Consider the following 26751-nt stretch of genomic DNA (forward strand, 5'->3'; position numbering starts at 1 on the left):
GCGCATGAGCGCTGCACGAACGGTTCGCGCAGAAAGTGCGCCGCATCATCACACGCGATATCGCCGCCAACCCGGCCGCTGCCTCGACGTATGGCCTCAGTCGAGCAGCAGCTTGATGTCGTGCACCCACGGCGTCGCACCCTGACCGTCGCGCGCGAACAGACGCAGCTTGCCGTCCGTGTCGAACACGTAGCTCGCGGCCGTGTGGTCCATCGTGTAGCTGTCGGGCGTCTTGCCCGGCACCTTCGCGTAGTAGACGCGGAAGGCCTTCGCGACCTTGGCGAGTTGCTCCTCGCTGGCCGGACGCAGGCCGACGAAGCCCGGATCGAACGCCGACGTATATTGCGCGAGCAACTGCGGCGTATCGCGCTCGGGATCGACGGTGACGAACAGCACCTGCACGCGCTTCGCGTCTTCCGGACCGAGCTGCTGCAACGCCTGCGACAGTTCGGCCATCGTCGTCGGGCAGACGTCGGGGCAATGCGTGTAGCCGAAGAACAGCACCACGACCTTGCCCTTGTAGTCCGCGAGCGTGCGGATCTTGCCCGAGGTATCGGGCAACGAGAAATCGCTCGCGAATTGCGTGTTGCCGGTGATGTCGACATTCGAGAAGGCGGGCGGCTGCTTGCCGCAACCCGCCGCGAGCAGCATGCCGCCGAGCGCGCAGGCCATCGCAGCGGCGCGCGCGACGCGCGCAAAGCGGTTCTTGAACATGGTGTTACGCGCCGATCACGACGCGCGCATAGTGGTCGATCAGTAGCGCGGCGAACAGCAGCGACAGATAGACGATCGAGTAACGAAAGGTTCTGCGCGCGAGATCGTCCGAATACGCCCGGTAGATCTTCCACGCATAGGCGAGAAACACGGCGCCTAGCAGCACCGCCGACGCGAGATACACAACGCCGCTCATGCCGGAGATGAACGGCATGAGCGTGACCGCGAACAGGATCACCGTGTAAAGCAGGATATGCAGGCGCGTGTACTGTTCGCCGTGCGTGTTCGGCAGCATCGGCAGGCCAGCGTTTTCGTAGTCCTTGCGGCGGTAGAGCGCGAGCGCCCAGAAATGCGGCGGCGTCCACACGAAGATGATCAGCACGAGAATCCACGCGTCGCCGGGCACGTGGCCCGTGACTGCGGCCCAGCCGAGCGCCGGCGGCATCGCGCCCGAGGCGCCGCCGATCACGATGTTCTGCGGCGTGGCCGGCTTCAGCAACAGCGTATAGATGACCGCATAGCCGACGAAGGTGGCGAGCGTCAGCCACATGGTCAGCGGATTGGCGAACGTGTACAGCGTCCACATGCCGAGGCCGCCGAGCACGGCCGAGAACAGCAGGATCTGCGGAGTCGTGATTTCGCCGCGCGCGGACGGGCGCCACGAGGTGCGGCGCATCTTGGCGTCAATCTGCTGCTCGACGAGGCAGTTGATGGCGAACGCGGCGCCGGCCAGCAGCCAGATGCCGACGGTGCCGCCGATCAGCACGGTCCACGGGACCATGCCGGGCGTCGCCAGGAACATGCCGATGACGGCGCAGAACACGGCGAGTTGCGTGACGCGCGGCTTCGTCAGGGCGAGGTATTGGGAAACCCGGTTGCCGGGAGTCTGGGAGAGTGTTGTGCTGTCCATGTGGGTCACGCTGGCGCGGCATCGCGCGCTGGGAGCACGGCGCGGCCGGGACGGCTATAAGCGATCCGAAAGTTTAACATAACGAGCAGCAGCAGCAGGATCGCGGCGCCGCCATTATGGGCGACGGCAATCGGCAACGGCCACTGCAGCACGATGTTCGACAGCCCGGTGATGAACTGGATCAGCACGACGAGCAGCACGCCGTTCGCGGGCCGGCGCAGCGATTCGAAGCGGCGCATTTTCAGCGCGAACCACACGAGATAGGCGATCACGACGAACGCGAAGGTGCGGTGCGTCCAATGAATCGCGACGAGCGCGTCCTGCGTGATGACGTCGCCGTCGCCCGTCATGCCGAGCGCGCGCCACAGGTGGAAGCCGTGCGCGAAGTCCATCGGCGGAATCCATTGGCCGTTGCAGGTCGGGAAGTCGGTGCAGGCGAGCACCGCGTAATTCGTGCTGACCCAGCCGCCGAGCGCGATCTGCAGCACCAGCAGCGCGAGACCGGCCAGCGCCGCCGCGCGCCAGCGCGCGGTCTCGGGCTCATCGGCCGGCAGCGGCGTGAGCCGCGCGGCCAGCCAGCCGAGCGTGCCGAGCAGCGCAAGGCCGAGCAGCAGATGCGTCGTCACGATGACCGGTTGCAGCTTCAGCGTCACGGTCCATGCGCCGAACGCGCCCTGCACGAGAATCAGCAGCAGCAGCGAGGTCGGCCACCACGGCGACACGTGCAGCGGCCGGCGCTTGATGCTCGCGGTCCACGCGATGACCGTCTGCGCGATGATCAGCACGCCGATTGCCATCGCGAAATAGCGGTGGATCATTTCGATCCACGCCTTCGTCATGCTGACGGGCCCGGTCGGCATCGCCCGATAGGCGGCGGAAATCGCCGCGTGCGCGATGAACGGCGACGACGTGCCGTAGCAGCCGGGCCAGTCCGGGCAGCCGAGGCCCGAATCGGTGAGGCGCGTGAAGCCGCCGAACATCACCAGATCGAGCGTGAGGAAGGTGGTGAGCCAGACCAGCTTGCGGAATTTGTTGTCGTCGGCCTTGGCCCACACGTAGGACAGCGGCAACAACGCGATACACAGGCCGATCAGAGCCAGTTGCAATACGAACATCTTTTTTACCCTGGTTGCGGCATCAGCCGATGCTCGACCATTTGAGCAGTTTGGTCACGTCACCCTTGATCTTGCTCGGGTTCGCGTCTTTCGGGAAACGCATCATCAGATTGCCGTTCGGATCGACCATGAAGATGTGGTCGGTCACTTGCGTGCCGGTGTCGACGGGCAGCCATGCGGCCACCTGCGCCGGATCGGCGATCAGCATGGTGGTGTCGGGGTAGGCCGTTTGTATCACGTCGGCGACCTTGCCTGCATCGGTGCGCAGCCACACTTCCACGACGCGCTCGCGTTCCGGGCCCTGCGCTGCGCGGATTTGCCGCATGAAGTAGAGCTTCGTGACGCACGCCTTGTCGCACGCGCTGCCGTCGACCGAGATCATCAGCCAGCGGCCGCGCAGCGATTCGAGCTTGAACGGCTTGCCGTCCTCGCCCGTGACCACGAGCGAGCCGGGGATCGGCCGCTGCGGCTCGATCAGCGTGCCGTAGCTCGTGCTGCCGCCGGTCGGCTTGACCACGTAGTACATGAAATACGACACGGCGATCGGCGCCGCGCCGATGATTACCAGCAGCAGCAGAATCCAGCGGCCGCGCCGCCACGAGCCCGGTCCGTTCGGTTGACCGGGGATCGCTTTCGCGGCAGCGGGATGGCCGCCGCGCGGCGAACGGGGGGTTTGAGTCGACACTGCAGAACCTCTTCTGTTTCAATGATTTCGCGGTTTGCCCGGGCCGGTCATCGCGGAGTTGTCCGGCACCGGCGGCCGTCCCGGCCGGGCGGGGACGGTGCGCTTGCTCGGCGCTTGCCCCGCCTTTGCTTCACCTTTACTCCGCCTTTACCGCACGCGGGCTTCGCTCGCGCCCCGCTGCGGCCACGCGCCCCGCCACCTCGGACGCGCTTCTTTTCGCCCCGGCTACCCGAGCGCAGCGCGTACGCCACGCTACGTACCCGGCGCGTGCTCCTTTCGCGCCGCGCGACGCGCGGCGTACAAACCAAACCCGAGCGCCGCGACGGCCATGCCCCACCACTGGAACATGTAGCCGTAGTTGCGCTCGACGCCGGTGGTCGGCGCGGGCCAGTCGCGCACCAGCTTGTCGCCATCGTCGCTCGTTTGCTGGATCACGAACGATTGCAGCGGCAGCCCGGTTTCCGCAGCATACGCGGCGACCTCGAGATTCTGCCGGATCAGTTGATGCGCGGCCGAACCGCCCTGCCCCAACTCGAACGCGCGCGACGCATCGGCCCGCGCGATCCCTTCGATCTGGACCTCGCCTTGCGGCGTCGCGTACGGCGCGATGGTCTCGCGATTGCTCATGTTGCGCGGCAGCCAGCCGCGATTGACCAGCACGTAGCCGCCGTCGTCCAGTTTAAAAGGCATGACGACATAGAAGCCCGGCTGATCGTTATACGGACGATTATCGAGGTACACGACCTTGTCCGCGACGAAACTGCCACGCGCTTTCACGCGGTGAAATTCGATGTCCTTCAGCGCGAGCGGCGCGGCGCTCACCGGCAATGCGGGCGCGTTTTCGAATTGCGTGATGCGCGCCTCGAGCGCTTCCTTCTGATGCGCGCGGTCGCGTTGCCAGAAGCCGAGCCGCACCGTCACGACGACGACCAGCAGGATCAGCAGCGCGGGAATCAGGCGAAACTTCATTGCATGCGCTCCGGCGATGTGTCGCGAGTCACCGGCAAGCCCCGGCGAATGCCCGCATGCGGTGCGATAATGTCTGTCTTGCCACTGCGCTTTCCCGTTTCAGTTGGTTCCATGCACATTATCGTTCCCATCGCCTTTGCTCTGATCATCGCCAGCATGGTGTCGGCGCTGTATTTCATGATGCACGACAAAGGCAAGACCAAGCGGATGGTCTGGTCGCTCGCCACGCGAGTAGGCCTGTCGATTTCGCTGTTCCTGTTCATCCTGTTCGCGCACTGGATGGGCTGGATCCAGTCGACCGGTATTCCGTACGGGCGCTGAGCCTCGCCGGCCCAAACCGGCGTAGTGTGAACCGCTCATACGCCAGCGCCTGATCTGCCGGGGCTGCTTCGCGCAAGCGGGTTCGCCGATCCTACGCATTGACTCCGGGCCTTGAACCCGGCGCTTCAGGTTTCGGACCGCTCTGGTCACCGCTCAGGCCACGAACGTCAGCGATACATTTTCCGCACCGCCAAACAAAACGCCGCCCTGACAGGTCGAGGGCGGCGCTGCACAGATCCTTGCCTACTGCTCGTGCGCGCCGCCCGATAGACGTTGCGCCAACGGCCCGCGCACATCCGGCCAAGCGGTATGCGCGAGCCCGACTGCGTTACAGCCAGTACACGACGACGTACAGACCGAGCCACACGACGTCGACGAAGTGCCAATACCAGGCCGCGCCTTCGAACGCAAAGTGATGTTCGGGCGTGAAGTGGCCGCGAATCAGACGCACCAGCACCACCGCGAGCATCGTGCCGCCGAGGAACACGTGGAAGCCGTGGAAGCCCGTCAGCAGGAAGAACGTCGAACCGTAGATGCCCGAGGCGAGCGTCAGATTCAGTTCGTTGTACGCGTGGAAATATTCGAAGCCCTGCAGGAACAGGAAGCACACACCAAACACGAGCGTCGCGGCCAGCCAGGCGATCGCCTTCTTGCGATGGTTGTCGCGCAGCGCATGGTGCGAAACCGTCAGTGTCGCTCCCGAGGACAGCAGCAGTGCCGTGTTGATGGTCGGCACCGGCCACGGCTGCATCGACTTGTAGGTCGACACCAGGTTCGCGGGACCGTTGTTCGGCCACACCGCCGAGAAATCCGGCCAGATCAGCTTGAAGTCGAGGCTGCCCAACTGATGCAGCGCGATTTCACGCGCATAGAAGAGCGCGCCGAAGAAAGCGCCGAAGAACATCACTTCGGAGAAGATGAACCAGCTCATGCTCCAGCGGTACGAGCGGTCGACGTTCTTGCCGTACATGCCGCCTTCCGATTCGGCGATCGCGTCGCCGAACCAGTGCCACAGCGTAAAGAGCAGCCACAGCAAACCGACGAGCACGCCGAGCGGCGCCCACGTGTGTTCGTTGATCCAGGCCGCAAGCGATCCGAGCATGACCAGCAATCCGGCAGCGGCGCTGATCGGATGCCGCGACGGATGCGGTACGAAATAGTACGGGCTCTCGTTTTGACCGCTCATTCTTGATTCTCCACTTCAGTCCAGTTGTTCCGGAATCTCCGGCTGTATCTTCGGCGGCGCGTCGATACCGCACCGCTTCTCTCTAATTCGTGGGCTTCGCTGCCGTTGCCCTACCCGACGACCGCATGCACGACGAGAATCAGCACACCGATCAAAATCGCCGCGCCGATCAACGCCGCCACGATCACATGCAGCGGATTGAGTTGCGTGGCATCCGCTTCCAGATCGCGGCGCCTGCGCACGCCGAAAAACGACCAGAACACAGCACGCATCGACTGACCGAAACTGCTCTTGCGCGGGCTGCCGCCGTTATCGCTCATCTCACCTCGTCCTTCATCTGCGGCTTGCGCCGTCGCACCCGCATCAGACCGGCTTCGCGGAAGCAGTCTGCGCTTCCGCCTTCGGCGCCGCGTCGTCCGTGCTCGCCGCCGCCGGCGTATTCAATTCGAAGAACGTGTACGACAGCGTGATCGTTTTCACATCCTTCGGCAACTTCGGATCGACCACGAACACCACCGGCATCCGCTTGCTCTCGTTCGCATTCAACGTCTGCTGCGTGAAGCAGAAACACTCGATCTTCCTGAAGTACTCGGTCGCCTGCTTCGGCGCGTAGCTCGGAATGGCTTGCGCGTGAATCGTGCGCGCCTGTTCGTTGCTCACGTCGTACATCACCGTCGTCACTTCCCCCGGATGCACGTCGAGGCTGCGCTGCTCCGGCCAGAAACCGAGCGGACCGCGCGCGTTCGCATCGAATTCGATCGAAATCGTGCGGCTCATGTCGACCTGCGTATTCTTCGCCTCGCGCACCGAAACATCGCGCTGCACGAGGTTGTTGATGCCGGTCACCTGGCAGATCGCGCGATACATCGGCACCAGCGCGAAACCGAAACCGAACATCATCACGGCGACGACGAACAGCTTGACCAGCATCAAACGGTTGAAAGAGCGGTCGGCCGGAGCCGGCGTTTGCGTCGACATTCGAATCCTCAACAAACCTGCAAGCAGACTTCAACGGCCGCGGCCGTCAGCCTGCGCCCACCCAAACAGTCAGCTAAACCAGCACTGCTTGACGATGACGCTCACGAAAAACAGCGCCGCGACCGCGAACATCACCAACCCTATCCGCCTGTTGCCCGCGCGAATCTGCTCCGGCGTACGTCTTCCCTCTGGATTGCGCGTCATGCTCGATTGTCTGAATACGGTTCGTCACTGACGAGGCCGCCCACATGGCGGCCTCACGAAGCGCCGGGTTCCAGAGCGGCATGCCGCGCCGCCGGAATCCGGCACTTCGGAAGAGGCTTACTCGACGGTCGGCGGATGCTCGAACGTATGGAACGGTGCCGGGCTCGGCACGGTCCACTCGAGACCCGTTGCGCCGTCCCACGGCTTGTCGCCCGCTTCCACGTGCTCGCCACCGCCACGGTAAGCCGGCAGCGCCACCGCGAACAGGAAGTACACCTGCGAGAGACCGAAGCCGAACGCGCCGATCGAGATGACCTGGTTCCAGTCGGTGAACTGCGCCGGGTAGTCGGCATAACGACGCGGCATGCCCGCGAGACCGACGAAGTGCATCGGCAGGAACGCGAGGTTGAAGAAGAACATTGACGCCCAGAAGTGGATCTTGCCGCGCGTTTCGTTGTACATCCAGCCGGTCCACTTCGGCGACCAGTAGTACCACCCCGAGAACAGCGCGAATAGCGACCCCGCCACCAGCACGTAATGGAAGTGCGCGACCACGAAATAAGTACCGTGATACTGGATGTCGAGCGGTGCCATCGCGAGCATCAGACCCGACAGGCCGCCGAACGTGAACACGATCAGGAAGCCCACCGCGAACAGCATCGGCGTTTCGAAGGAGAGCGAACCGCGCCACATCGTCGCGACCCAGTTGAACACCTTCACGCCGGTCGGCACCGCGATCAGCATCGTCGCGTACATGAAGAACAGCTGGCCCGTCACCGGCATGCCGGTCACGAACATGTGGTGTGCCCAGACCATGAACGACAGGATCGCGATCGACGCCGTTGCGTACACCATCGAGCTATAGCCGAACAGCGGCTTGCGCGAGAACGCCGGGATCACCTGCGAGACGATCCCGAACGCCGGCAAGATCATGATGTACACCTCGGGGTGCCCGAAGAACCAGAAGATGTGCTGGTACATGACCGGGTCGCCGCCGCCCGCCGCGTTGAAGAACGACGTGCCGAAGTGGCGGTCGAACAGCACCATCGTGATCGCGCCCGCCAGAACCGGCATCACGGCGATCAGCAGGTACGCGGTGATGAGCCAGGTCCACACGAACATCGGCATCTTCATCAGCGTGAGGCCGGGGGCGCGCATGTTCAGGATCGTCACGACGATGTTGATACCGCCCATGATCGACGACGCACCCATCAGGTGGATCGCGAAAATCGCGAAGTCCATGCCCGGGCCCATCTGCGTGGAAAGCGGTGCGTAGAGCGTCCAGCCCGCGGCGGTCGCGCCGCCCGGCGCGAAGAACGAGCCGACCAGCAGCACGGCCGCGACCGGCAGCAGCCAGAAGCTGAAGTTGTTCATGCGCGCGAAGGCCATGTCCGACGCGCCGATCTGCAGCGGCACCATCCAGTTCGCGAAGCCGACGAAGGCCGGCATGATCGCGCCGAACACCATGATCAGTCCGTGCATGGTGGTCAACTGGTTGAAGAACTCGGGACGCATGATCTGCAGACCCGGCTCGAACAGCTCGGCACGGATCATCAGCGCCATCACGCCCCCGGACAGGAACATGGTGAACGAGAAGATCAGGTACAGCGTACCGATGTCCTTGTGGTTGGTGGCGAACAGCCAGCGGCGCCAGCCGTGCGGCGTTTCGTGGGCATGGTCGCCGTGCACGTGCTCGTGGCCCGCGACTACATCGTGTCCGATGCTAGACATGACAATCTCCTAAAGCGAATTCTGCGGTGCTGACCATGAACACGTCAGGCTGCCGGGCTGATCTGAACGCGCCGGGCTTCCTTCGCGTCGGTGCCGCCGGTGATCGTTTCCGGCTTCTTCAAAATAATATGGTCTTCGGCAATGCCGGCTGCTTTCAGTGCGTCGCGCACGGCTTGCGCACGATCCTTCGCGAGCTTCGCGTTCAGATCGGCCGAACCGGTGGCGTCGGTAAAGCCCGACAGCGTGAATTTCGCATCCGGATGCGCCTTCGCGTAGGCCGCGGCCGCCTCGACCGCCGCTTTCGCGTCGGCCGGCAGCGTGCTCTTGCCGGTCTCGAAGTAGACGTTCGCCGGCAGCGTGGCCGCCGCGCTATCCGTGGCGGCCGCTGTGTCGTTGCCCGAGGCAGCCGGCGCGGACGCCGCTTCCGCACCCGAGGCCGCGGCACCCGCGTCGGCCAGATGGTTGCCGCCTTCCGGCAGCTTGCCGTTGCGCGCGTCGGCCACCTGCTTCGGCTGGAGAATGTCGCCCGTGTGGTTGCCCCACGAGTTGCGTTCGTAGGTGATGACCGAGGCGATTTCGACGTCGTTCAGCGTCGGCGCCCACGAAGGCATGGCGTTCTTGCCCTTGAGCACGAGGCTCACGTGATCGGCGATCGGGCCGTTGGCGATCTTGCTGCCGTCGAGCGCCGGGAATACGCCCGCGCCCTTGCCGGTCGGCTGGTGGCAGACCGCGCAGTTCGCCGCGTAGACCTTGCCGCCGCGCTCCATCAGCTCGGCCATCGTGTAGGTCCTGTTCGGATCGTCCTGGCCAGCGGCCATTTTCTTCTGCTGCACCTCGACCCACTTCGCGTAGTCGTCGGCCGACAGCACCTCGACGACGACCGGCATGAACGCGTGTTCCTTGCCGCACAGCTCGGTACAGAAGCCGCGGAACGTGCCGGTGCGGTTAGCCTTGAACCACGTGTCGCGCACGAAGCCCGGGATCGCGTCCTGCTTCACACCGAAGGCCGGCACGTACCAGGAGTGGACCACGTCGTTCGCGGTGGTGATGATGCGGATTTTCTTGTCGACGGGCACCACGAGCGGGTTATCGACTTCCTGCAGATAGAGCGTGGAGATCGGCTCGCGGCCCTCGGTCTCGGCGCGCGGCGTGGCGAGCGTGGACAGGAAGCTGATGCCCTCGCCCGGACCCTTCACGTAGTCGTAGCCCCACTTCCACTGGTAGCCGGTGACCTTGATCGTGAGGTCGGCGTTCGAGGTGTCCTTCATCGCGACGACGGCCTTGGTGGCGGGCAGCGCCATCAGCACGACGATGACGAACGGCACGATCGTCCAGATGATTTCGACGGTGGTGCTTTCGTGGAAATGGGATGCCTTGTGGCCTTTCGATTTGCGGTGGGCAAAGATCGAATAGAACATCACCCCGAACACGCCGACGAAAATCACCGTGCAAAGCGCCAGCATGAACATGTGCAGGCTGAACAGCTCCTCGGCGATTCTCGTTGCAGGCGGCTGGAGATTGATCGCGTTGACGGCTGGGCCGCCAGGAGCATCGCCCACTGCCAGGGCGGCACCGGCGAAAAGCAGTCCGCTCGTCGCCAGCACGCTCGTGAGCGCTCGCTTGATTGTTTTCATAGCTTCCTTACCCAAATTTTCCATTCAAACCCATCGACCCCGCTGGCAGCGTGTCTCGCGCGCGCCCCCTTGAACGCCGCGTGTCCGGCACTACCTAACAGCGTGCCAGCCACATCCGCAGCTCGCCTGCGAACTGCGCGCGCCGATTCTGCGCGAGATGTTGCCCGATCATGATCGTCTGCCCGCGCGAGACCAGCTTGATCTGGTCGCGCGGCGTTGCACCCGGCTCGATCCGCACCCAGCGCGGATTGAATTCGAACTGCGTAATCTGCTCGGCGCTGACCTGCTCGATCACGAGCCGGCCAGGAAACAACCGGATGCGCTCGTAATCGACAGCATGACGCGCATATATTGCAAACGCGATACCTACCGCCAGCAACTCGATTCCGGTGAACGGCAGCACCAGCCAGGCGCCGACCAGAACCAGCATGAAAGCAATTGCCAGCGAGAACAACGCAAGCGACACGTACAGGCAGACAAACTGCCGCGGCGAGATCGAACAGTTGCGCTTCATGGTCCAGTCCTTGAGGACGGGCTCCGAATCCGCCAGCAGATGATCTGATGCACCCATCGCTGCCTCCTGCGAATCGCTGCTTCCGGTCCGCCTTCTTCTACTTCCTCTACTGCCCGGATGCTTCCCGCGGCCGCCGCTTTTGCCGTGCACGCCGCGCATCTTCGCGACGACTTTCGCCACCGCTTGCGACCGCTCCAACCCCTACCGCGTCACTTCATGCTGCCGTCTTGCGCCCTCGGCTTACCGCCGCGGAGGTGGGAACTCCGGGCGACAAACTGACGCATTATAGGCGCGATCCATGGCATCCACAAGCAAGCCCCGATTGCCCCGCAAGCCAGGCGCGACAAGCCTTAGCGCCATTTTGCCCAGCCTTTTGCGGCTCTTTCGAAAGGCAAATCTCAGGCATAACAGATGTCCTCTTTACCGCGTCGGCAACCCCTCTGCAAATGGGCCAAAGCACCGGTCGACAACCGCCGCGCAACGTGCTAACGACAGGCCGGCAAGCGGCCTGTGCTCCACCGGCAAGTACAGGCAAGACGCCGGCAAGACACAGGCAAAACGCCGCCAACGCGCCGGCCATCCGCTAACGGCGCTTGCCCGAACCGCGTCCGATGTCCTCGATGCGCACGATGCCATGGCCCTCGGCCGTGGTGCGCGGCACCGCTTTCCATGCATGCCCGTAGATCACCTCGAAGGTCAGCGCGATCGTGCCGTCGGCGCGCCGGCGCGCTTCGAGCGCCGCGAGGAGAGCCTTGTGCAGCCTGCGCGCGACGGCACCCGGCAGCGTCTCGCGCTCGAACGGATATGCGCCCCAGCGGCGCACGTCCGCGAGCAGCGACTCGGGCGACTTGTAGGTGATCGTGAGCGTTTCCTGGTCCATTACCGGAATCTCGAAGCCGGCTTCGACGAGCATGTCGCCGAGATCGTGCATGTCGACGAAGTCGATCACATGCTTGCGCGACGCGACGCCGTGCGCAGCCTCGATCTCGGCGTAGGCGCCGCGCAACTCCTTGAGCGTGTCGGGGCCGAACGTGCTGAACATCAGCAGGCCGTTCACCTTGAGCACGCGCTGCCATTCGGGAAACACGAGATCGGGCCGCGAATGCCAGTGCAGCGCGAGATTGGACCAGATGAATTCGAATGCGCCGGCCGCGAACGGCAGCGCAGAGAAGTCGGCCTGCGCGAAGCGCGGACCGCGCGCGCCGAGCGCCTTGCCGAGCGAGGCCGGCAGGAAGCGCCGCCAGCTCGTGTCGCCGGCATCGTGACGCAGCGCGCGCCTGAGCATGCCGTGCGACAGATCGGAGCCGAACACCGGCGCCTCGGGAAAGCGCTCGCGCAAGGCGGGGATGTCTTCGCCCGCGCCGCAGCCCGCATCGAGCACGCTCGCCGGCGCCACCTTGATGTAATCGAGACGCTCGTTCATGCGTTGCGCGATCTCGCGCGGCAGGAAGGCCACCTCGTCGAAGGTTGCGGCGCGGCGGTCGAAAATACGCCTGAGGCGCCGGGAATCATAGGCCGGACGGCCAGATTGAGCGGATGTTGGGGACATGAGTGTCGTGCTGGCGTAGAGCTCGAAGTATACTCGTTCGTTTCCCGGCATTCAGCTTGAAAGGCTTTCGCAGCCGCCCACTCGTGCAATTCCAGTCATTTTCTTCGTCCTGTCGCAATCACCTCGCGCGTCTTTCGAAAGGCGCGCATTCGGCATGGCCGCGCGCGTTGCACGCGCTCTTGCCGAACCTTTGCGCGTTATGCGGCAATTTGTCGCATAAGACGTTGTGCGAGGGTTGCGACGCCGCCTACTGGAACGAAAGCCGCCTGCGCTGCACGGTCTGCGCGGTGCCGCTGCCGGCCACGCGCTGGGCCGCTCGCGCGCAGTATCGCTGCGCTGCTTGCGTGGCCGCGCCGCCGCCGTTCGACGCGAGCTTCGCGCTCGCCGACTATCGCGCGCCGCTCGACACGCTCGCGGTTGGCCTCAAGTTCCGCGCGCGTCTGATGCTTGCACGCGAGTTCGCGCGACGCCTCGCACGGCTCGCGCAAGATGCCTCGGCGCATGCCGCCGGCCATCCCGACGTGATCGCGCCCGTGCCGCTGGCCGGCCGCCGTCTCGCGAAACGCGGCTACAACCAGGCGTGGCAGATCGCCAGGCCGCTCGCCCGCGCGCTCGGCGTGCGCAGCGACGCCACCTTGCTGCAACGAACGCTCGACACCGCCCCGCAGTCGCGGCTCGATCTCGAGGCGCGCCGGCAAAACGTCAGCCACGCGTTTCGTGTCGCGCATGCGGTGCGCGGCCTGCATGTCGGCATCGTCGACGATGTGATGACGAGCGGCGCCACGCTCGAAGCGCTCGCGCATACGCTGAAGGCCGCGGGCGCACGGCGGGTCACGAACTTCGTCGCGCTACGCACCCCCAAAAACTAGTCTCCACGTGGTCCAGTCATGTTCAACGTCGTTCTCGTAGAACCCGAAATTCCGCCGAACACCGGCAATGTGATCCGCCTGTGCGCGAACACCGGTGCGCGGCTGCATCTGATCGAGCCGCTCGGCTTTCCGCTCGACGACGCGAAAATGCGTCGCGCCGGCCTCGACTATCACGAGTACGCGCAAATGCATGTGCATGCCGATTGGGACGCGTTCATCGCAAAAGAAACGCCGGACCTCGCGCGCATGTTCGCGTTCACGACGCGCGGCTCGGGCCGCTTTCACGACCATGCGTTCCGTCCCGGCGACTGGTTCGTGTTCGGCGCGGAAACGCGTGGCCTGCCCGATGCGCTGCTCGAACGCTTTCCGAACGAGCAGCGCGTGCGTCTGCCGATGCGCCCCGGCAACCGCAGCCTGAATCTGTCGAACACGGTTGCGGTCGTCGTGTTCGAAGCGTGGCGTCAGGCCGGCTTCGAAGGCGGCGCCTGACGGCGCGCGAGTTCGGCCGCGTAGCGCGCGAACATGGCGTCGTCGAAACAGGCGAACACCACTTCGCCGATGCGCGGCGTGCGCGGCAACATGGCAAGCACGGTCGCGATGGCGATGCGCACAGCCTCGTCGGCGGGAAAGCGATAGATGCCGCAACTGATCGCCGGAAACGCGATGCTCACGCAATGCGCATCGCGCGCGACTTCGAGCGAGCGCTGATAGCACGAGGCGAGCAGATCGGCTTCGCCATGCGCGCCGCCGCGCCATACCGGACCGACCGCGTGAATCACGTGCTTCGCGGGCAGGTGGTAGCCCGCGGTGAGTTTCGCGTCGCCGGTCGCGCAACCGCCGAGCGTTTCGCACTCGCGCAGCAGGTCCCCGCCGGCCGCGCAATGAATCGCGCCATCCACGCCGCCGCCGCCGAGCAGCGACGTATTCGCGGCGTTGACGATTGCATCGACCGCGAGCGTCGTGATGTCGACCACGCGCGCTTCGAGCGAGCAATTTCCGTGACTGAGATTGAAGGTGGGCATGGGAACCTCGCTGATCCGGGCCTTCTTATAACAAGGTGGACAGCGAGGCGGGGCCGCCGTTCAACGGCGATTCGCGAGGCGATTCACGAAGCGGCTCGCGCCAAACGGCCGGCCAATGGACGGTGGGAGACGGCAAATATGGCGAATACAGCGGACACGGCCGACGCAGCCGACAACCAGGCCGACGGAACCGGCCTGGCTTATCCCGCCTCGCTCATTCGGCCTTCGAATCGCGCCGCAGCAGCGCGCTGACCGCATCGCGCGGTGCCACGCCGTCGAACAGCACCGCGCAAACCGCCTGCGTGATCGGCATCTCGATCGCATGAGCGCGCGCGATCGCGAGCACGGCCTGCGCGCAACGCACGCCCTCGGCCACGTGACCAAGGCCGCCGAGGATGTCGTCGAGCGTACGGCCCGCGGCGAGTTGCATGCCGACCGTGCGGTTACGCGACAGATCGCCGGTGGCGGTCAGAATCAGATCGCCGAGGCCCGTCAAGCCGGTGAACGTTTCCGCGCGTCCGCCAAGCGTCACGCCGAGACGCGACATTTCGGCGAGCCCGCGCGTAATCAGCGCGGCGCGTGCATTGAGACCGAGGCCGAGGCCATCGGCGATACCGGTGGCGATCGCCAGCACGTTTTTCACCGCGCCGCCCACTTCCACGCCGACGACGTCGTCGCCGGTATAGATGCGCATCGCGCCGTGATGGAACGCCGCAACCGTCCGTTCGCGGCACGCCGCCGACGCGCTCGCGACAGTCAGCGCGACCGGCAGGCCCTGGCCGACTTCGCGCGCGAAGCTCGGCCCCGACAACACGCCGTTGCCGGCATGATCCGGCAGCTCGGCCGCGACCACCTGATGCGGCATCAACTGCGAATCGGCTTCGAAACCCTTGCACAGCCACAGGACATGCGCCGGCACCTTGCCCGCATTGCGCATCGCCTGGAAGAGACCGCGCAGGCCGGCGACCGGCGTCGCGACGACGCACAGCGCGTCTTCGGCGAGCGCATGATCGAGCGCCGCACCGAAGTCCGCTTCATAGCGAAGCGCCGGCGGCAAGGCAACGCCCGCCAGATAGCGGGCGTTTTCGTGCGCAGCGGAAAGCTCGGCAACGAGCGCGGCCTCGCGCGCCCATAGCACCGTGTCGTGCCTTAAGGCGAGATGGCCGGCGAGGGCGGTACCCCATGCGCCGGCGCCGAGAACGGCAACTTTCATAGCCGGCACTGCGTGCGGCGCCTTAATGCGTGACGCCGTTTTGCGCCGCGCCGTCCTGCTGAGCCGCGCTCATCTGCGCGAGACGCTGCTCGTACAGCGCCTGGAAGTTGATCTCGGCGAGGTGGATCGGCGGGAAGCCGGCACGCGTGATCGCGTCGGCGATGTTCGAGCGCAGGTACGGGAACAGGATGGTCGGGCAAGCGATGCCGACGAGCGGATCGATCTGCTCGGCAGGAATGTTGCGAATGTCAAAAATTCCGGCCTGCTTCGCTTCGATCAGGAACGCGACCTTGTCCGCGACCTTGGCCGTGACCGTGCCCGTCACGAGGATTTCGAACACGGATTCGGCGAGGCGCTCGGCCTTCACGTCGACTTCGACTTCGACCGACGGCATTTCCTGCTCGAGGAAGATCGCCGGCGAATTCGGCTGCTCGAGCGACATGTCCTTCAGGTAGATGCGCTGGATGTTGAAGAACGGCTGGTTATTCTCGTCGGACATGATTGAGTGATTCCCTGATAGGTATGCATGGCGGCGGCCCATGCTGACATAGGTCGCCAGATTGTTGCGACGGATCGCGCGCCCCGGCGGAGCGCGCATGCGCCGGCTTGTCGAGTCGTCCGCCCGCTCGCGCGACGCGAAAGCCCGCGAACTCAGGCTGCTGACTCAGGTAGCTGACTCAGGCAGCTTCGAGCAGCGGCATCAGACCGCCCGCGCGATCGAGCGCGGAAAGATCATCATAGCCGCCGACATGCGTCTCGCCGATGAACACCTGCGGCACCGTGCGACGACCGGTGCGGGTCATCATCTCATCACGACGGGCCGGGTCCTTGTCGATCAGTACTTTCTCGACGTGCTCGACGCCGCGCGACTTTAAAAGACGTTCGGCCATCTGGCAATACGGGCACACCTGGGTGCTGTACATGATCACTTTGTTCACTTGACTGCTCCTTGTTTCACAACCGGCATGCCGGCTTTCTGCCAGGCGTCGACACCGCCTTCGAGAACATGGACTTCGGCGTATCCCGCTTCCTGTACGAGACGCGCGGCCTTGTTCGACTGCTGGCCGGTCTGGCACACCAGCAGCACCGGGTTGTTCTTGTTCTTCGCGAGTTGCGCGACCTTCGCCGGCAGCTCCGCGAGTTCGAAATGCCGGGCCGAGGGCAGATGGCCGCGGGCGTAATCGGCGGACGGCCGCAGGTCGATGACCGCCGCGTTGCGCCGGTTGATCAGCTGGGTGGCTTCGGCCGCCGACAGGCCGCCGCGGCCGCGCCGGCTGATGGTCGGCCACAGCAGCAACCCACCGGAAATGAGGACGATCGCGATCAGTACGAGGTTTGTGTAATCAGTGAAGAACTTCACGGAAAATCCGCCGGAAAGAGAGAAATCGGAAAGGGCAATCCAGCCATTATAAAATAACCGTCTGACGCGATGGCGGCACACCTCTGGACGAGCCGCCCGACGCTTTACCGCTTCCTTACTACCGACCGGCAATTCTCATGTACAAACTCGTTCTCATCCGCCACGGCGAATCGACGTGGAACAAGGAAAACCGCTTCACCGGCTGGGTCGACGTCGACCTCACCGAGCAGGGCACCCGGGAAGCGCAGCAGGCTGGCGTGCTGCTCAAGGAGTCGGGCTATACGTTCGACATCGCGTACACCTCGGTGCTGAAGCGCGCGATCCGCACGCTGTGGCACGTGCAGGACCAGATGGACCTGATGTACCTGCCGGTCGTGCATTCGTGGCGTCTGAACGAGCGCCACTACGGCGCGCTGTCGGGTCTGAACAAGGCCGAAACCGCCGCGAAGTTCGGCGACGAGCAGGTGCTGGTGTGGCGCCGCAGCTACGACACGCCGCCGCCCGCGCTCGAGCCGACCGACGAGCGCGCGCCGTACGCCGATCCGCGTTACGCCAAGGTGCCGCGCGAACAGTTGCCGCTCACCGAGTGCCTGAAGGACACGGTCGCGCGCGTGCTGCCGCTGTGGAACGAGTCGATCGCGCCGGCCGTCAAGTCGGGCCGCAAGATCCTGATCGCCGCACACGGCAATTCGATCCGCGCGCTCGTCAAATATCTCGACAACATCTCGGACGGCGACATCGTCGGCCTGAACATTCCGAACGGCGTGCCGCTCGTCTATGAGCTCGACGAAAACCTGAAGCCGATCAAGCACTACTATCTCGGCGACCAGGACGCGATCGCGAAGGCGCAAGCCGCGGTCGCGAGCCAGGGCAAGGCGGGCTGATTGCGCGAACCGCATGCGGCCCCGCGCGGCGGACCATGCGCGGGGCCGCACAGCGCAATCCCGGACGACCGGGAAATACTGTTTTGTGAGTAGTAGCCGGAGTCGCCGGCCCTGCTGGGCGGCTTCGCCAGGCGGTTTCCTTTATCCACCCGGTTGAGCGGCTTCCTGGGCGGACGCGCCGGTGGTCTTTGAGGGTGGCTTGCGGCAGTATGGGCAGCCGGCCGTCGAATGCACCGGCGAAGCATTCACCCTGCGCGCTCCGGATCTCACGAACCCGGGCCGTCCTGTACTGTCGAAGCACGATTATCTGCGCCACGCCCTGAGCAGGCGGGTGTGCAGTTATACTTGTCCGTCCAATCTTTATCGACGCTGCCACGCGCTTCCGACCCGCAACAGACTCTATGCGAAAGAACCTGAAAAATATCGGCCTGATTGCCGCGGGCCTTGCTACCGGTGTCTTTGCCACCCTGCAGTTCTCCGCCTCGGCCGAGCAACCCGCCAGCGCCGTGGTTGCCCCGCTGCCGTTAGACCAGCTCAGGCTCTTCGCCGAAGTGTTCGGGCAGATCAAGCACGAATACGTCGAACCGGTCGACGACAAGAAGCTCCTCACCGCCGCGATCAAGGGCATGGTGTCGAGCCTCGACCCGCACTCGTCGTACCTCGACAAGACCGATTACGAAGAGCTGCAGGAACAGACCAAGGGCCGCTTCGCGGGCCTCGGCATCGAAATTTCGTCGGAAGACGGCCTGATCAAGGTGATTTCGCCCATCGAAGACACGCCCGCGTTCCGCGCCGGCATCCGTCCGGGCGACCTGATCACGCGCATCAACGACAAGCCCGTGCGCGGCATGACGCTCGATCAGGCGGTCAAGCAGATGCGCGGCGATCCGGGCACCAAGGTCACGCTCACGATCTTCCGCAAGACCGACGACCGCACGTTCCCGCTCACGGTCACGCGCGCGATCATCAAGGTGCAGTCGGTGAAGGGCAAGATCGTTGCGCCGGGCTTCGCCTACGTGCGCATCACGAGCTTCCAGGAACGCACCACGCCCGACCTCGCCGCCAAGCTGCAGGACCTCGCGCGCCAGGAGCCGAACCTGAAGGGCCTCGTTCTCGATCTGCGCAATAACGGCGGCGGTCTGCTGCAAAGCGCGGTCGGTGTGGCCGGCGCGTTCCTGCCGCCGAACTCGGTGGTGGTGTCCACCAACGGCCAGATTCCGGATTCGAAGCAGATCTATCGCGACACCTACGATAACTACCGTCTGCAATCGTTCGACAGCGATCCGCTCAAGGACGTGCCGGCCATCTTCAAGACCGTGCCGATGATCGTGCTGACCAACGCCTACTCGGCGTCGGCCTCGGAAATCGTCGCGGGTGCGCTGCAGGATCAGCACCGCGCGCTGATCGTCGGCAAGACCACGTTCGGCAAGGGTTCGGTGCAAACCGTGCGGCCCATGACGGCCGACACCGCGCTGCGCCTGACCACCGCGTACTACTACACGCCGAGCGGCCGCTCGATCCAGAACAAGGGCATTCGCCCCGACATTCCGGTCGACCAGTACGCAGACGGCGATCCGGACGACGCGCTCGTGACCCGCGAAGTCGACTACTCGAATCACCTTGCGAACACGCAGGACCCGAACGAGAAGAAGGAAGCGGAGCAGCGCGAGCAGGAGCGCATGGAACAGCTGCGTCTGCTCGAAGAGCAGAACGACAAGAAGACGCCGGAACAGCGCCAGAAGGATCGCGACCGCAAGCCGGTCGAATTCGGCTCGGCTGACGACTTCATGCTGCAACAGGGGCTCAACAAGCTCGAAGGCAAGCCGGTTCAGGAATCGAAGTCGCTGATGGAGCGCCGTCTCGCGCAGAACAAGCCGGCTACGTCGGCTTCGGCGCCGGTCGCGGTGAAGCCGACCCAGCCGGTGCCGGGTGCCTCGGGACCGGCTCCGGTTCAGGCTCCTGCCTCGGCTCCCGCGCCTGCATCGGCGCCGGCCACGCAAGGCAAGTAAGCCGTCCGCATGTGTCTTCGCAGCGCCTCGTGCTGCGAAGACACACTGTGAAGCCACACCGCGAAGCCTTCGCAAAAGGCGTCGCTCAACCGGCGATGTGCCAGCCCTTGGGTTACGGCAAGCTGAGCCACGGCAAACCGCTCTCCCCCGCGCGATTAAAATAACAGCCACGAATGCGCGCCGCGGACCACCAGTCCGCCTTTCCTCGCGCGACACAGCGACACACTCACGCGCTCCCGCCATGAATGACGATCAACTCCTTCGCTATTCCCGCCATATTCTCGTCGACGAAATCGGCATCGAAGCGCAGCAGCGTTTTATCGACGCCCACGCGATCGTCGTCGGCGCGGGCGGTCTCGGTTCGCCGGCGGCGCTCTATCTCGCGGCCGCGGGTGTCGGCCGCCTCACGCTCGTCGATGCCGACACGGTCGACCTCACGAATCTGCAGCGGCAGATCCTGCACGTCAGCGCATCGGTGGGGCGCAAGAAGGTGGAGTCCGGGCGCGACATGCTCGCGCAGATCAACCCCGAGGTCGTAGTCAATGCAGTGGCCGAGCGCGTCGACGATGCATGGCTCGCTCGCGAGGTACCGCACGCGAGCGTCGTGCTCGATTGCACCGACAACTTCGCGACGCGTCACGCCATCAACCGCGCGTGCGTCAAGCATCGCGTGCCGCTCGTGTCGGGCGCGGCGCTGCGTTTCGACGGCCAGATCAGCACGTTCGATTTCCGCGACGAAGCATCGCCCTGCTACGCGTGCATCTTTCCCGAAGACCAGCCGTTCGAAGAAGTCGCGTGTTCGACGATGGGCGTGTTCGCGCCAACGGTCGGCATCATCGGTTCGATGCAGGCCGCCGAAGCGCTCAAGGTGATCGGCGCGATCGGCACGCCGCTCGTCGGCCGCCTGACGATGCTCGATTCGCTGCGGATGGAATGGAACACGATGCGCATCGGCCGTCAGCCCGATTGCCCGGTGTGCGGGCAAGCTCATGGGGCTTGATGCATCGCTGCACCGATACCTCTGCACGGATACCTCGATACCCGCTCGCGCTAACGGGCGCCGAATAAAAAGACGCAGCACTCAGGCTGCGTTTTTTTATTGAAAGAGGCGTCGACGAAACCTCACGAACTCAAGCCAGCGCGACCCGCTTGAGCGCCGCCTGCACCTCTTCCGGCTCGAACGATGCCAGCACGTCGGCCACCGGCTTCTCCAACGTCTTCAGATGCGAGCGCAGCACTTCCTGCTTGACCTCGAGCAACTGGCTCGGATGCATCGAAAACTCGGTGAGTCCCATGCCGAGCAACAGCCGCGTCAACGCCGGATCGCCAGCCATCTCGCCGCACACCGAGACCGGCACGCCCGCGCGCTTCGCCTCGCGCAGCGTGAACGCGATCAGATGCAGCACCGCAGGATGCAGCGGGTCGTACAGATGCGCGACGGCGTTGTCCGCGCGATCGATCGCGAGCGTGTACTGGATCAGATCGTTGGTGCCGATCGACAGGAAATCGAGTCGCTTCAGAAACAGCGGCAACGCAATCGCGGCAGCTGGAATCTCGATCATCGCGCCGACCTGCACGTTCGGATCGTAGCCGATGCCCGCGTCGTCGAGCTGACGCTTGGCTTCGCGGATCAGATCGAGCGTCTGGTCGATTTCCTGCGCATGCGCGAGCATCGGAATCAGAATCTTCACCTTGCCGAACGCCGACGCGCGCAGGATCGCGCGCAACTGCGTGAGAAACATCTGCGGCTCGGACAGGCTCCAGCGAATCGCGCGAAGCCCGAGCGCCGGATTCGCCGCGGTTTCGTAGCCATCGCCGCCGCCCATCGAATCGAGCGGCTTGTCGGCACCGACGTCGATCGTGCGGATCGTGACCGGCAGGCCATTCATCAACTCGACCGCACGGCGATACGCGCAGAACTGCTCCTCTTCTTCGGGCATCCGGTCCTTGTGATTCATGAACAGGAACTCGGTGCGGAACAGCCCCACGCCGGTCGCGCCGGATTCGACGGCCGCGCGCGCATCTTCAGGCAGCTCGATGTTCGCGCACAGTTCGATGCGCGTGCCGCATAACGTTTGCGTCGGCGAAAACTTGAGACGCTGCAGCTTGCGCTGCTCCAGTTCCTTTTCGCTTTGACGGTACGAATACTCTTCGAGCACGATCGGTGCGGGATCGACGATCACGATGCCATGATCGCCGTCGACGATGATCAGGTCGTCCTGGCGAATCAGCGCGCTCGCATGCTGCACGCCGACCGCGGCCGGAATGCCGAGGCTGCGCGCGACGATCGCGGTATGCGAGGTGCGCCCGCCGAGATCGGTGACGAAGCCCTGGAACGTCTGCGTCTTGAACTGCATCATGTCGGCCGGCGCGATGTCGTGCGCGACCACGATCATCTCGTCGCATGCACCGTGCACGCCATCGAGACCGGACGCACCCGCGAGCGCCTTGAGCACGCGCTCGACCACCTGCTCGATGTCGGCCTTGCGCTCGCGCAGGTACTCGTCTTCGATATCGTCGAAATGGCGCGACAGGCGCTCGAGTTGTTCGGTCAGCGCCCACTCCACGTTGTAGCGGCGCGTACGGATCAGGTCGATGGTTTCCTGAACGAGCATGGCGTCGTTCAGGATCATCGTGTGAACGTTGATGAAGGCGCCCATTTCGCTGGGCGCGTCGGCGGCGAGATCGGCACGCAGCGTATCCAGTTCCTCATGAACGCGTTGCTGGGCCGCGCGAAAGCGCTCGACCTCCCCTTCGATCTGGGCAGGTTCGATCAGATAGTGGTCTACGTCGAGTGCAGCCGGGGCGATCAGATAGGCCCGCCCGATGGCGATACCGCGTGACACGGGAATTCCATGCAGCGTGAACGACACGCGCACCTCCTCTAGTTGTGTGATGCCGCGGCAAACCGCTGCAATGCTCTCAGACTGTACTGGGCATTATAAATTCCGCGCTCTGGCGAAGTATGTCGAAGGTGTGTGCGGCGCAGCACGAATTGTCGGCATCGCGGGCGGCGCAGGATGGGTGTGCCCGTATGGCTGCACATCGTGGACGACGCCTCGCGCGCCGCAAACCCGTCTCGCCTTACGCACCCTTGTCGCGTGATTAACCGTACACGTGCCGCCGATACGCCTCCCGCCGTTGTTACCCGTTGAAATACCGGCGGCAAAAAAAACGCCGCGGACGAGCCGCGGCGCTGTCGTATCAGCCGATCGCTGAATACGCCGGATTATTGGCCCTCGCCGAATTTATCGGCGATCAGTTTCAGCAGCGCGTCCATCGCCTCCTGCTCGTCGGAGCCTTCGGTTTCGATCAGCACCGTGCTGCCGATACCCGCTGCCAGCATCATCACGCCCATGATGCTCTTCGCGTTGATGCGGCGGCCGTTGCGGCTCATCCAGATTTCCGCCTGATAGTTGCCCGCGAGTTGCGTCAACTTGGCCGACGCACGCGCGTGCAGCCCCAGCTTGTTCACGATAGTCGTTTCCTGTTGCAGCATGTGATGGTCCGAAGCGCGCGTAAATGGGATGGTAAAAGTTGAAACGGCAAACCCGTTGCAATGCGTTTGAAGCCGCCGGCGACACGCCCCGCCGCCGACGCTTCGCCTATGTCTACAAGCTCTACAAGCCGGCCGAACCCGCCTTCTGCGCCAGATCGGCGTCGGCGGGCAACGCGGGAATGCAGTCGCCGGGCGCGACGGTCGCCGGCAAGGCCTGCGGGCAATCGCACGGCGCGGCCGGTGCCGTGGAGGCTTCCGGCATAGCGGGCCCGATCGCCTGAATGCCCTTGGTCGCGCCGGCGAGCGCCTTGTCGACGAGCGTGTCGAGCGGCATCGCGCGATAGCAGACCGAGCGCACGAGCATCGGCAGATTGACGCCGCACAATACGCGCACGTCCGGCACCGTGGCAAGCCGGCCCGCGATATTGGCCGGTGTCGCGCCGAACATGTCGGTGAGCACGAGCGCGCCGTTCTCTTCCTTCAGACGCGCGATTTCCGCATTCGCAAACGCCACCACTTGCGCGGGATCGCAATCGGGCGACACGTCGATCACGCCGATGCGCGCCGGCAAACCGCCGTAGATGTGGGAAATGCAATCGCGCAACGCGGTGGCGAAGGGAGCGTGCGCAATGATCAGAATGCCTGCCATGTCAGCCTTACTGCAAAAAAACGGCCCCGAACCATGGACCGGGACACAGCCCGGTTCGTCAGCGCCCTTGACCGGCCGTGGGTCGCGAGGGCGGAAACGCCTCGTCAGGCGAGCGGTTCGCGGCGCCTCGCATGAGGTGGGCGCCTGCGGGAACCCTGCCCGTTGGTTGTCCGCAATCCGCGCGGGCGGCACCGGTTACGGCCGGCGATCTTGCCGGTGGCTACCGAATGCCTTGCGCGGGCGAGCGGGCATTGTAACAGGCTCATTTTCGCGCCAAAGCGCGAGGCGCGCCCGACGCAACACCCAATGCCGGACCTGACGCGGATTCGCTACACAGGTTGGGGGCCCGGCCCGGCATTCAAGGCCGTGGCATCAGCCCGCCGCGCGCTCCAGCGCGTCGACGAACATCCCGGCCACGTCAAAGCCGGTCTGGTCCATGATCTCGCGGAAACACGTCGGGCTCGTGACGTTGACTTCGGTGAGCCAGTCGCCGATCGCGTCGAGCCCGACCAGCAGCAAACCGCGCGCCGCCAGCACGGGCGCGAGCGTATCGGCAATCGTGCGATCGTGTTCGGTCAAGGGCCGCGCGACGCCGAGGCCGCCCGCCGCGAGATTGCCGCGCACCTCATTGCCCTGAGGAATGCGCGCGAGCGAATATGGCACCGCTGCGCCGCCGATCAGCAGGATGCGCTTGTCGCCGTCCTTGATCTCGGGGATGAACTTTTGCGCCATCACCGAGCGCGCGCCGTCGTGGCTCAGCATTTCGATGATCGAGCCGAGGTTCATGCCGTCCGCCTTCACGCGGAACACGCCCATGCCGCCCATGCCGTCGAGCGGCTTCAGGATCACGTCGCCGTGCTGCTCGTGGAACGCGCGCAGACGCGCGGCGTCGCGCGTGACGAGCGTGGGCGCGACGAACTGCGCGAATTCGCCGATCGCGAGCTTTTCCGAATGATCGCGGATCGCCTGTGGCTTGTTGAAGATGCGCGCACCGTTACGCTCGGCGATTTCGAGCAGCCACGTCGACGTCACGTACTCCATGTCGAACGGCGGGTCCTTGCGCATCACGACCGCGGCGAAGCTTTTCAGCGCGCGCGGCGCGGCGGGGTCGGCGGCGAACCAGACGTCGCGATGCAGATCGGCGGTGTCGCCGACGATCGCAATACGCTCCACGTTCGCCTCGACGTCACCGCCCGTCCACGCCAGATGCTTCGGCTCGCAGGCGTACACCGTGTGACCACGGCGCGCCGCCTCGGCCATCATTGCGTAGGTCGTGTCCTTGTAGATCTTGAACTGGCCCAGCGGATCGGCGATGAAAAGAATGTCCATGAAAGTCCCGGTGCGCCCTGAGTGGCGTGACAGTGTTCGTCAATATAGTCTTTGAAGACGGCAATGGCGGCACGCATGCCGCCATCCCGCCGCGCGAGGTGGCTCAGACCTGGATCGCTTCCGGATCGGTCTTTTCGAGTTCGACCGATGCGGCGAGCAGCCCGAGCCGCGCGACCACGCCGTACATGTAGAAGCGGTTCGGCGGCGCCGCGCCGGGCTTCGCGTGCGCGTCGGGCAGCGCCGTATGCTCGAAGCCGAGCGGCACGAAGTGCATGCCGGGCGCGTTCAGGTTCTGATCGCGCTCGCGGCTGCCGTGCACGCGATAGAAGCCGCCCACCACGTAGCGGTCGATCATGTAGACGACCGGCTCGGCCACTTCCTCGCCGATGCGCTCGAACGTGTACACGCCTTCCTGCACGATCACGTCATGCACTTCGAGGCCGTCTTTGGTGGCTGCCATGCGCACGCGTTCGCGCTTCGTGAGCGCGGCCACTTCCGAGGCGTCGTGCACGGTCATCACGCCCATGCCGTAAGTGCCCGCATCGGACTTGATGACGACGTACGGCTTCTCGGAGATGCCGTACTCGCGGTACTTGCGGGCGATCTTCTTGAGCACGCCGTCGATCGCATCGGCCAGCGCTTCCTCGCCGGTGCGCTCCTGGAAATCGACGCCTTCGACGCGCGCGAAGTACGGGTTGATCATCCACGGATCGATCTCGACCATCTTCGCGAACTTCTTCGCGACGTCGTCGTAGCAGGAGAAATGCGTCGACTTGCGGCGCACCGCCCAGCCCGCATGCAGCGGCGGCAGCAGATACTGCTCGTGCAGATTTTCGAGCACGGGCGGAATGCCGCCCGACAGGTCGTTGTTGAGCAGGATCGAGCACGGGTCGAAGTTCTTCAGGCCGAGGCGCCGCGGCGAGCGCTCGAGCGGTTCGAGCACGAGCTTCTGGCCGTCCGACAAGGCGATCGTGACCGGGCCGTTGATGGTTTCGTCGAGCGTGCCGAAACGCACGTTCAACCCGGCCTGGCGCATGATCGACGCGAGCCGGGCGACGTTTTCGAGGTAGAACGCGTTGCGCGTATGGCGCTCGGGAATCACGAGCAGGTTCTTCGCGTCCGGGCAGATCTTTTCGATCGAGGCCATTGCGGCCTGCACCGCGAGCGGCAGCACTTCCTGCGGCAGATTGTTGAATGCGCCGGGGAACAGATTGGTGTCGACCGGCGCGAGCTTGAAGCCCGCGTTACGCAGATCGACGGAACAGTAGAACGGCGGCGTGTGCTCCTGCCATTCGAGCCGGAACCAGCGTTCGATAGCGGGCGTGGCGTCGAGGATCTTCCGCTCGAGGTCGAGCAGCGGGCCGTTTAACGCCGTAACTAGGTGCGGAACCATTGATCACTCGCAAA

29 protein-coding genes are annotated in these 26751 nt (G+C 64.6%); 6 read left to right on the top strand and 23 right to left on the bottom strand.

What is annotated here, in order from left to right; translation table 11 throughout:
- Positions 1–96 precede the first annotated feature (96 nt).
- From F3J20_RS12720 to F3J20_RS12740, 5 genes are all read right to left on the bottom strand, one after another.
- Entirely contained in the window at positions 97–714 is a 618-nt protein-coding gene (locus F3J20_RS12720) for an SCO family protein (protein ID WP_167048400.1), read from the bottom strand.
- A 4-nt stretch (positions 715–718) separates the two neighbouring features.
- The gene (gene cyoE / locus F3J20_RS12725) at positions 719–1624 is read right to left on the bottom strand and encodes a heme o synthase (protein ID WP_167048402.1); all 906 of its coding nucleotides are present in this window, start codon (positions 1622–1624) and stop codon (positions 719–721) included.
- A gap of 5 nt (positions 1625–1629) precedes the next feature.
- Positions 1630–2739 (bottom strand): COX15/CtaA family protein, encoded by a 1110-nt coding sequence (locus tag F3J20_RS12730; RefSeq protein WP_167048404.1) that lies wholly within the window; start codon positions 2737–2739, stop codon positions 1630–1632.
- 22 nt (positions 2740–2761) lie between these two features.
- On the bottom strand, positions 2762–3424 hold the full coding sequence (locus F3J20_RS12735; RefSeq protein WP_167283520.1) for a cytochrome C oxidase subunit I: 663 nt from the start codon (positions 3422–3424) through the stop codon (positions 2762–2764).
- Positions 3425–3676: 252 nt separating this feature from the next.
- Positions 3677–4393 (bottom strand): SURF1 family protein, encoded by a 717-nt coding sequence (locus F3J20_RS12740; protein ID WP_167048408.1) that lies wholly within the window; start codon positions 4391–4393, stop codon positions 3677–3679.
- A gap of 111 nt (positions 4394–4504) precedes the next feature.
- Here F3J20_RS12740 and F3J20_RS12745 point away from each other — a divergent pair, with 111 nt between their 5' ends.
- Positions 4505–4714, top strand: coding sequence for a twin transmembrane helix small protein (locus F3J20_RS12745; RefSeq protein WP_008921867.1), 210 nt, complete (start codon positions 4505–4507; stop codon positions 4712–4714).
- 328 nt (positions 4715–5042) lie between these two features.
- Here F3J20_RS12745 and F3J20_RS12750 read toward each other — a convergent pair whose 3' ends face one another.
- The 8 genes from F3J20_RS12750 to F3J20_RS12780 form a co-directional block, all read right to left on the bottom strand.
- Positions 5043–5900, bottom strand: coding sequence for a cytochrome c oxidase subunit 3 (locus F3J20_RS12750; protein WP_167048410.1), 858 nt, complete (start codon positions 5898–5900; stop codon positions 5043–5045).
- 110 nt (positions 5901–6010) lie between these two features.
- Positions 6011–6220: a DUF2970 domain-containing protein gene (locus F3J20_RS12755; RefSeq protein WP_167048412.1), complete on the bottom strand. Its 210-nt coding sequence runs from the start codon at positions 6218–6220 to the stop codon at positions 6011–6013.
- Positions 6221–6263: 43 nt separating this feature from the next.
- Positions 6264–6878 (bottom strand): cytochrome c oxidase assembly protein, encoded by a 615-nt coding sequence (locus F3J20_RS12760; RefSeq protein ID WP_167048413.1) that lies wholly within the window; start codon positions 6876–6878, stop codon positions 6264–6266.
- A gap of 69 nt (positions 6879–6947) precedes the next feature.
- The gene (locus F3J20_RS32115; protein WP_240159255.1) at positions 6948–7082 is read right to left on the bottom strand and encodes a cytochrome oxidase small assembly protein; all 135 of its coding nucleotides are present in this window, start codon (positions 7080–7082) and stop codon (positions 6948–6950) included.
- Positions 7083–7199: 117 nt separating this feature from the next.
- Positions 7200–8813 (bottom strand): cytochrome c oxidase subunit I, encoded by a 1614-nt coding sequence (gene ctaD / locus F3J20_RS12765; protein ID WP_167048415.1) that lies wholly within the window; start codon positions 8811–8813, stop codon positions 7200–7202.
- A 44-nt stretch (positions 8814–8857) separates the two neighbouring features.
- Positions 8858–10471: a cytochrome c oxidase subunit II gene (gene coxB / locus F3J20_RS12770; protein WP_167283521.1), complete on the bottom strand. Its 1614-nt coding sequence runs from the start codon at positions 10469–10471 to the stop codon at positions 8858–8860.
- Between the two features lie 70 nt (positions 10472–10541).
- A complete protein-coding gene (locus F3J20_RS12775; protein ID WP_167048465.1) occupies positions 10542–11018 on the bottom strand; it encodes a DUF2244 domain-containing protein in 477 nt (158 codons plus the stop codon).
- Positions 11019–11544: 526 nt separating this feature from the next.
- Positions 11545–12510: a methyltransferase domain-containing protein gene (locus tag F3J20_RS12780; protein WP_167283522.1), complete on the bottom strand. Its 966-nt coding sequence runs from the start codon at positions 12508–12510 to the stop codon at positions 11545–11547.
- 83 nt (positions 12511–12593) lie between these two features.
- Here F3J20_RS12780 and F3J20_RS12785 point away from each other — a divergent pair, with 83 nt between their 5' ends.
- Both F3J20_RS12785 and trmL read left to right on the top strand, forming a co-directional pair.
- A complete protein-coding gene (locus F3J20_RS12785) occupies positions 12594–13379 on the top strand; it encodes a ComF family protein (RefSeq protein WP_167048421.1) in 786 nt (261 codons plus the stop codon).
- Positions 13380–13397: 18 nt separating this feature from the next.
- Positions 13398–13868, top strand: a complete 471-nt coding sequence (gene trmL / locus F3J20_RS12790) for a tRNA (uridine(34)/cytosine(34)/5-carboxymethylaminomethyluridine(34)-2'-O)-methyltransferase TrmL (protein ID WP_167048423.1) — start codon at positions 13398–13400, stop codon at positions 13866–13868.
- On the opposite strand, the gene F3J20_RS12795 is transcribed toward trmL, so the two are convergent.
- The 5 genes from F3J20_RS12795 to F3J20_RS12815 all read right to left on the bottom strand — a co-directional run bounded on the left by F3J20_RS12795 (position 13841) and on the right by F3J20_RS12815 (position 16974).
- Entirely contained in the window at positions 13841–14401 is a 561-nt protein-coding gene (locus tag F3J20_RS12795; protein WP_167048425.1) for an O-acetyl-ADP-ribose deacetylase, read from the bottom strand. The genes trmL and F3J20_RS12795 overlap by 28 nt on opposite strands.
- Positions 14402–14615: 214 nt before the next feature.
- Positions 14616–15614, bottom strand: coding sequence for an NAD(P)H-dependent glycerol-3-phosphate dehydrogenase (locus F3J20_RS12800; protein WP_167048427.1), 999 nt, complete (start codon positions 15612–15614; stop codon positions 14616–14618).
- A gap of 22 nt (positions 15615–15636) precedes the next feature.
- Positions 15637–16113 carry a protein-export chaperone SecB gene (secB, locus tag F3J20_RS12805; protein WP_167283523.1) on the bottom strand — a complete coding sequence of 159 codons (477 nt, stop codon included), beginning with the start codon at positions 16111–16113 and terminating at the stop codon, positions 15637–15639.
- 178 nt (positions 16114–16291) lie between these two features.
- Complete coding sequence (grxC, locus tag F3J20_RS12810; RefSeq protein WP_167048431.1) at positions 16292–16552, bottom strand: glutaredoxin 3; 261 nt, start codon at positions 16550–16552, stop codon at positions 16292–16294.
- The gene (locus F3J20_RS12815; RefSeq protein ID WP_167048467.1) at positions 16549–16974 is read right to left on the bottom strand and encodes a rhodanese-like domain-containing protein; all 426 of its coding nucleotides are present in this window, start codon (positions 16972–16974) and stop codon (positions 16549–16551) included. Before F3J20_RS12815 ends, grxC begins: the two co-directional genes overlap by 4 nt.
- 137 nt (positions 16975–17111) lie before the next feature.
- Here F3J20_RS12815 and gpmA point away from each other — a divergent pair, with 137 nt between their 5' ends.
- The 3 genes from gpmA (at position 17112) to moeB (ending at position 20867) form a co-directional block, all read left to right on the top strand.
- Positions 17112–17858 carry a 2,3-diphosphoglycerate-dependent phosphoglycerate mutase gene (gene gpmA / locus F3J20_RS12820; RefSeq protein ID WP_167048433.1) on the top strand — a complete coding sequence of 249 codons (747 nt, stop codon included), beginning with the start codon at positions 17112–17114 and terminating at the stop codon, positions 17856–17858.
- A 401-nt stretch (positions 17859–18259) separates the two neighbouring features.
- Positions 18260–19867, top strand: a complete 1608-nt coding sequence (locus tag F3J20_RS12825) for a S41 family peptidase (RefSeq protein ID WP_167048435.1) — start codon at positions 18260–18262, stop codon at positions 19865–19867.
- Positions 19868–20108: 241 nt separating this feature from the next.
- Positions 20109–20867: a molybdopterin-synthase adenylyltransferase MoeB gene (gene moeB, locus F3J20_RS12830; protein WP_167048437.1), complete on the top strand. Its 759-nt coding sequence runs from the start codon at positions 20109–20111 to the stop codon at positions 20865–20867.
- 130 nt (positions 20868–20997) lie between these two features.
- On the opposite strand, the gene ptsP is transcribed toward moeB, so the two are convergent.
- The 5 genes from ptsP to gshA all read right to left on the bottom strand — a co-directional run bounded on the left by ptsP (position 20998) and on the right by gshA (position 26737).
- Positions 20998–22740 carry a phosphoenolpyruvate--protein phosphotransferase gene (ptsP, locus tag F3J20_RS12835; protein WP_167048439.1) on the bottom strand — a complete coding sequence of 581 codons (1743 nt, stop codon included), beginning with the start codon at positions 22738–22740 and terminating at the stop codon, positions 20998–21000.
- A gap of 356 nt (positions 22741–23096) precedes the next feature.
- A complete protein-coding gene (locus F3J20_RS12840) occupies positions 23097–23366 on the bottom strand; it encodes an HPr family phosphocarrier protein (RefSeq protein ID WP_167048441.1) in 270 nt (89 codons plus the stop codon).
- 121 nt (positions 23367–23487) lie between these two features.
- Positions 23488–24015 carry a PTS mannose transporter subunit IIA gene (locus F3J20_RS12845; protein WP_167048442.1) on the bottom strand — a complete coding sequence of 176 codons (528 nt, stop codon included), beginning with the start codon at positions 24013–24015 and terminating at the stop codon, positions 23488–23490.
- A 372-nt stretch (positions 24016–24387) separates the two neighbouring features.
- Positions 24388–25344, bottom strand: coding sequence for a glutathione synthase (gshB, locus tag F3J20_RS12850; protein ID WP_167048444.1), 957 nt, complete (start codon positions 25342–25344; stop codon positions 24388–24390).
- Positions 25345–25447: 103 nt separating this feature from the next.
- The gene (gene gshA / locus F3J20_RS12855) at positions 25448–26737 is read right to left on the bottom strand and encodes a glutamate--cysteine ligase (RefSeq protein WP_167283524.1); all 1290 of its coding nucleotides are present in this window, start codon (positions 26735–26737) and stop codon (positions 25448–25450) included.
- Between the last annotated feature and the right edge of the window lie 14 nt (positions 26738–26751).

This window comes from Paraburkholderia sp. Cy-641, from assembly GCF_011752945.1.
Classification (GTDB): domain Bacteria; phylum Pseudomonadota; class Gammaproteobacteria; order Burkholderiales; family Burkholderiaceae; genus Paraburkholderia.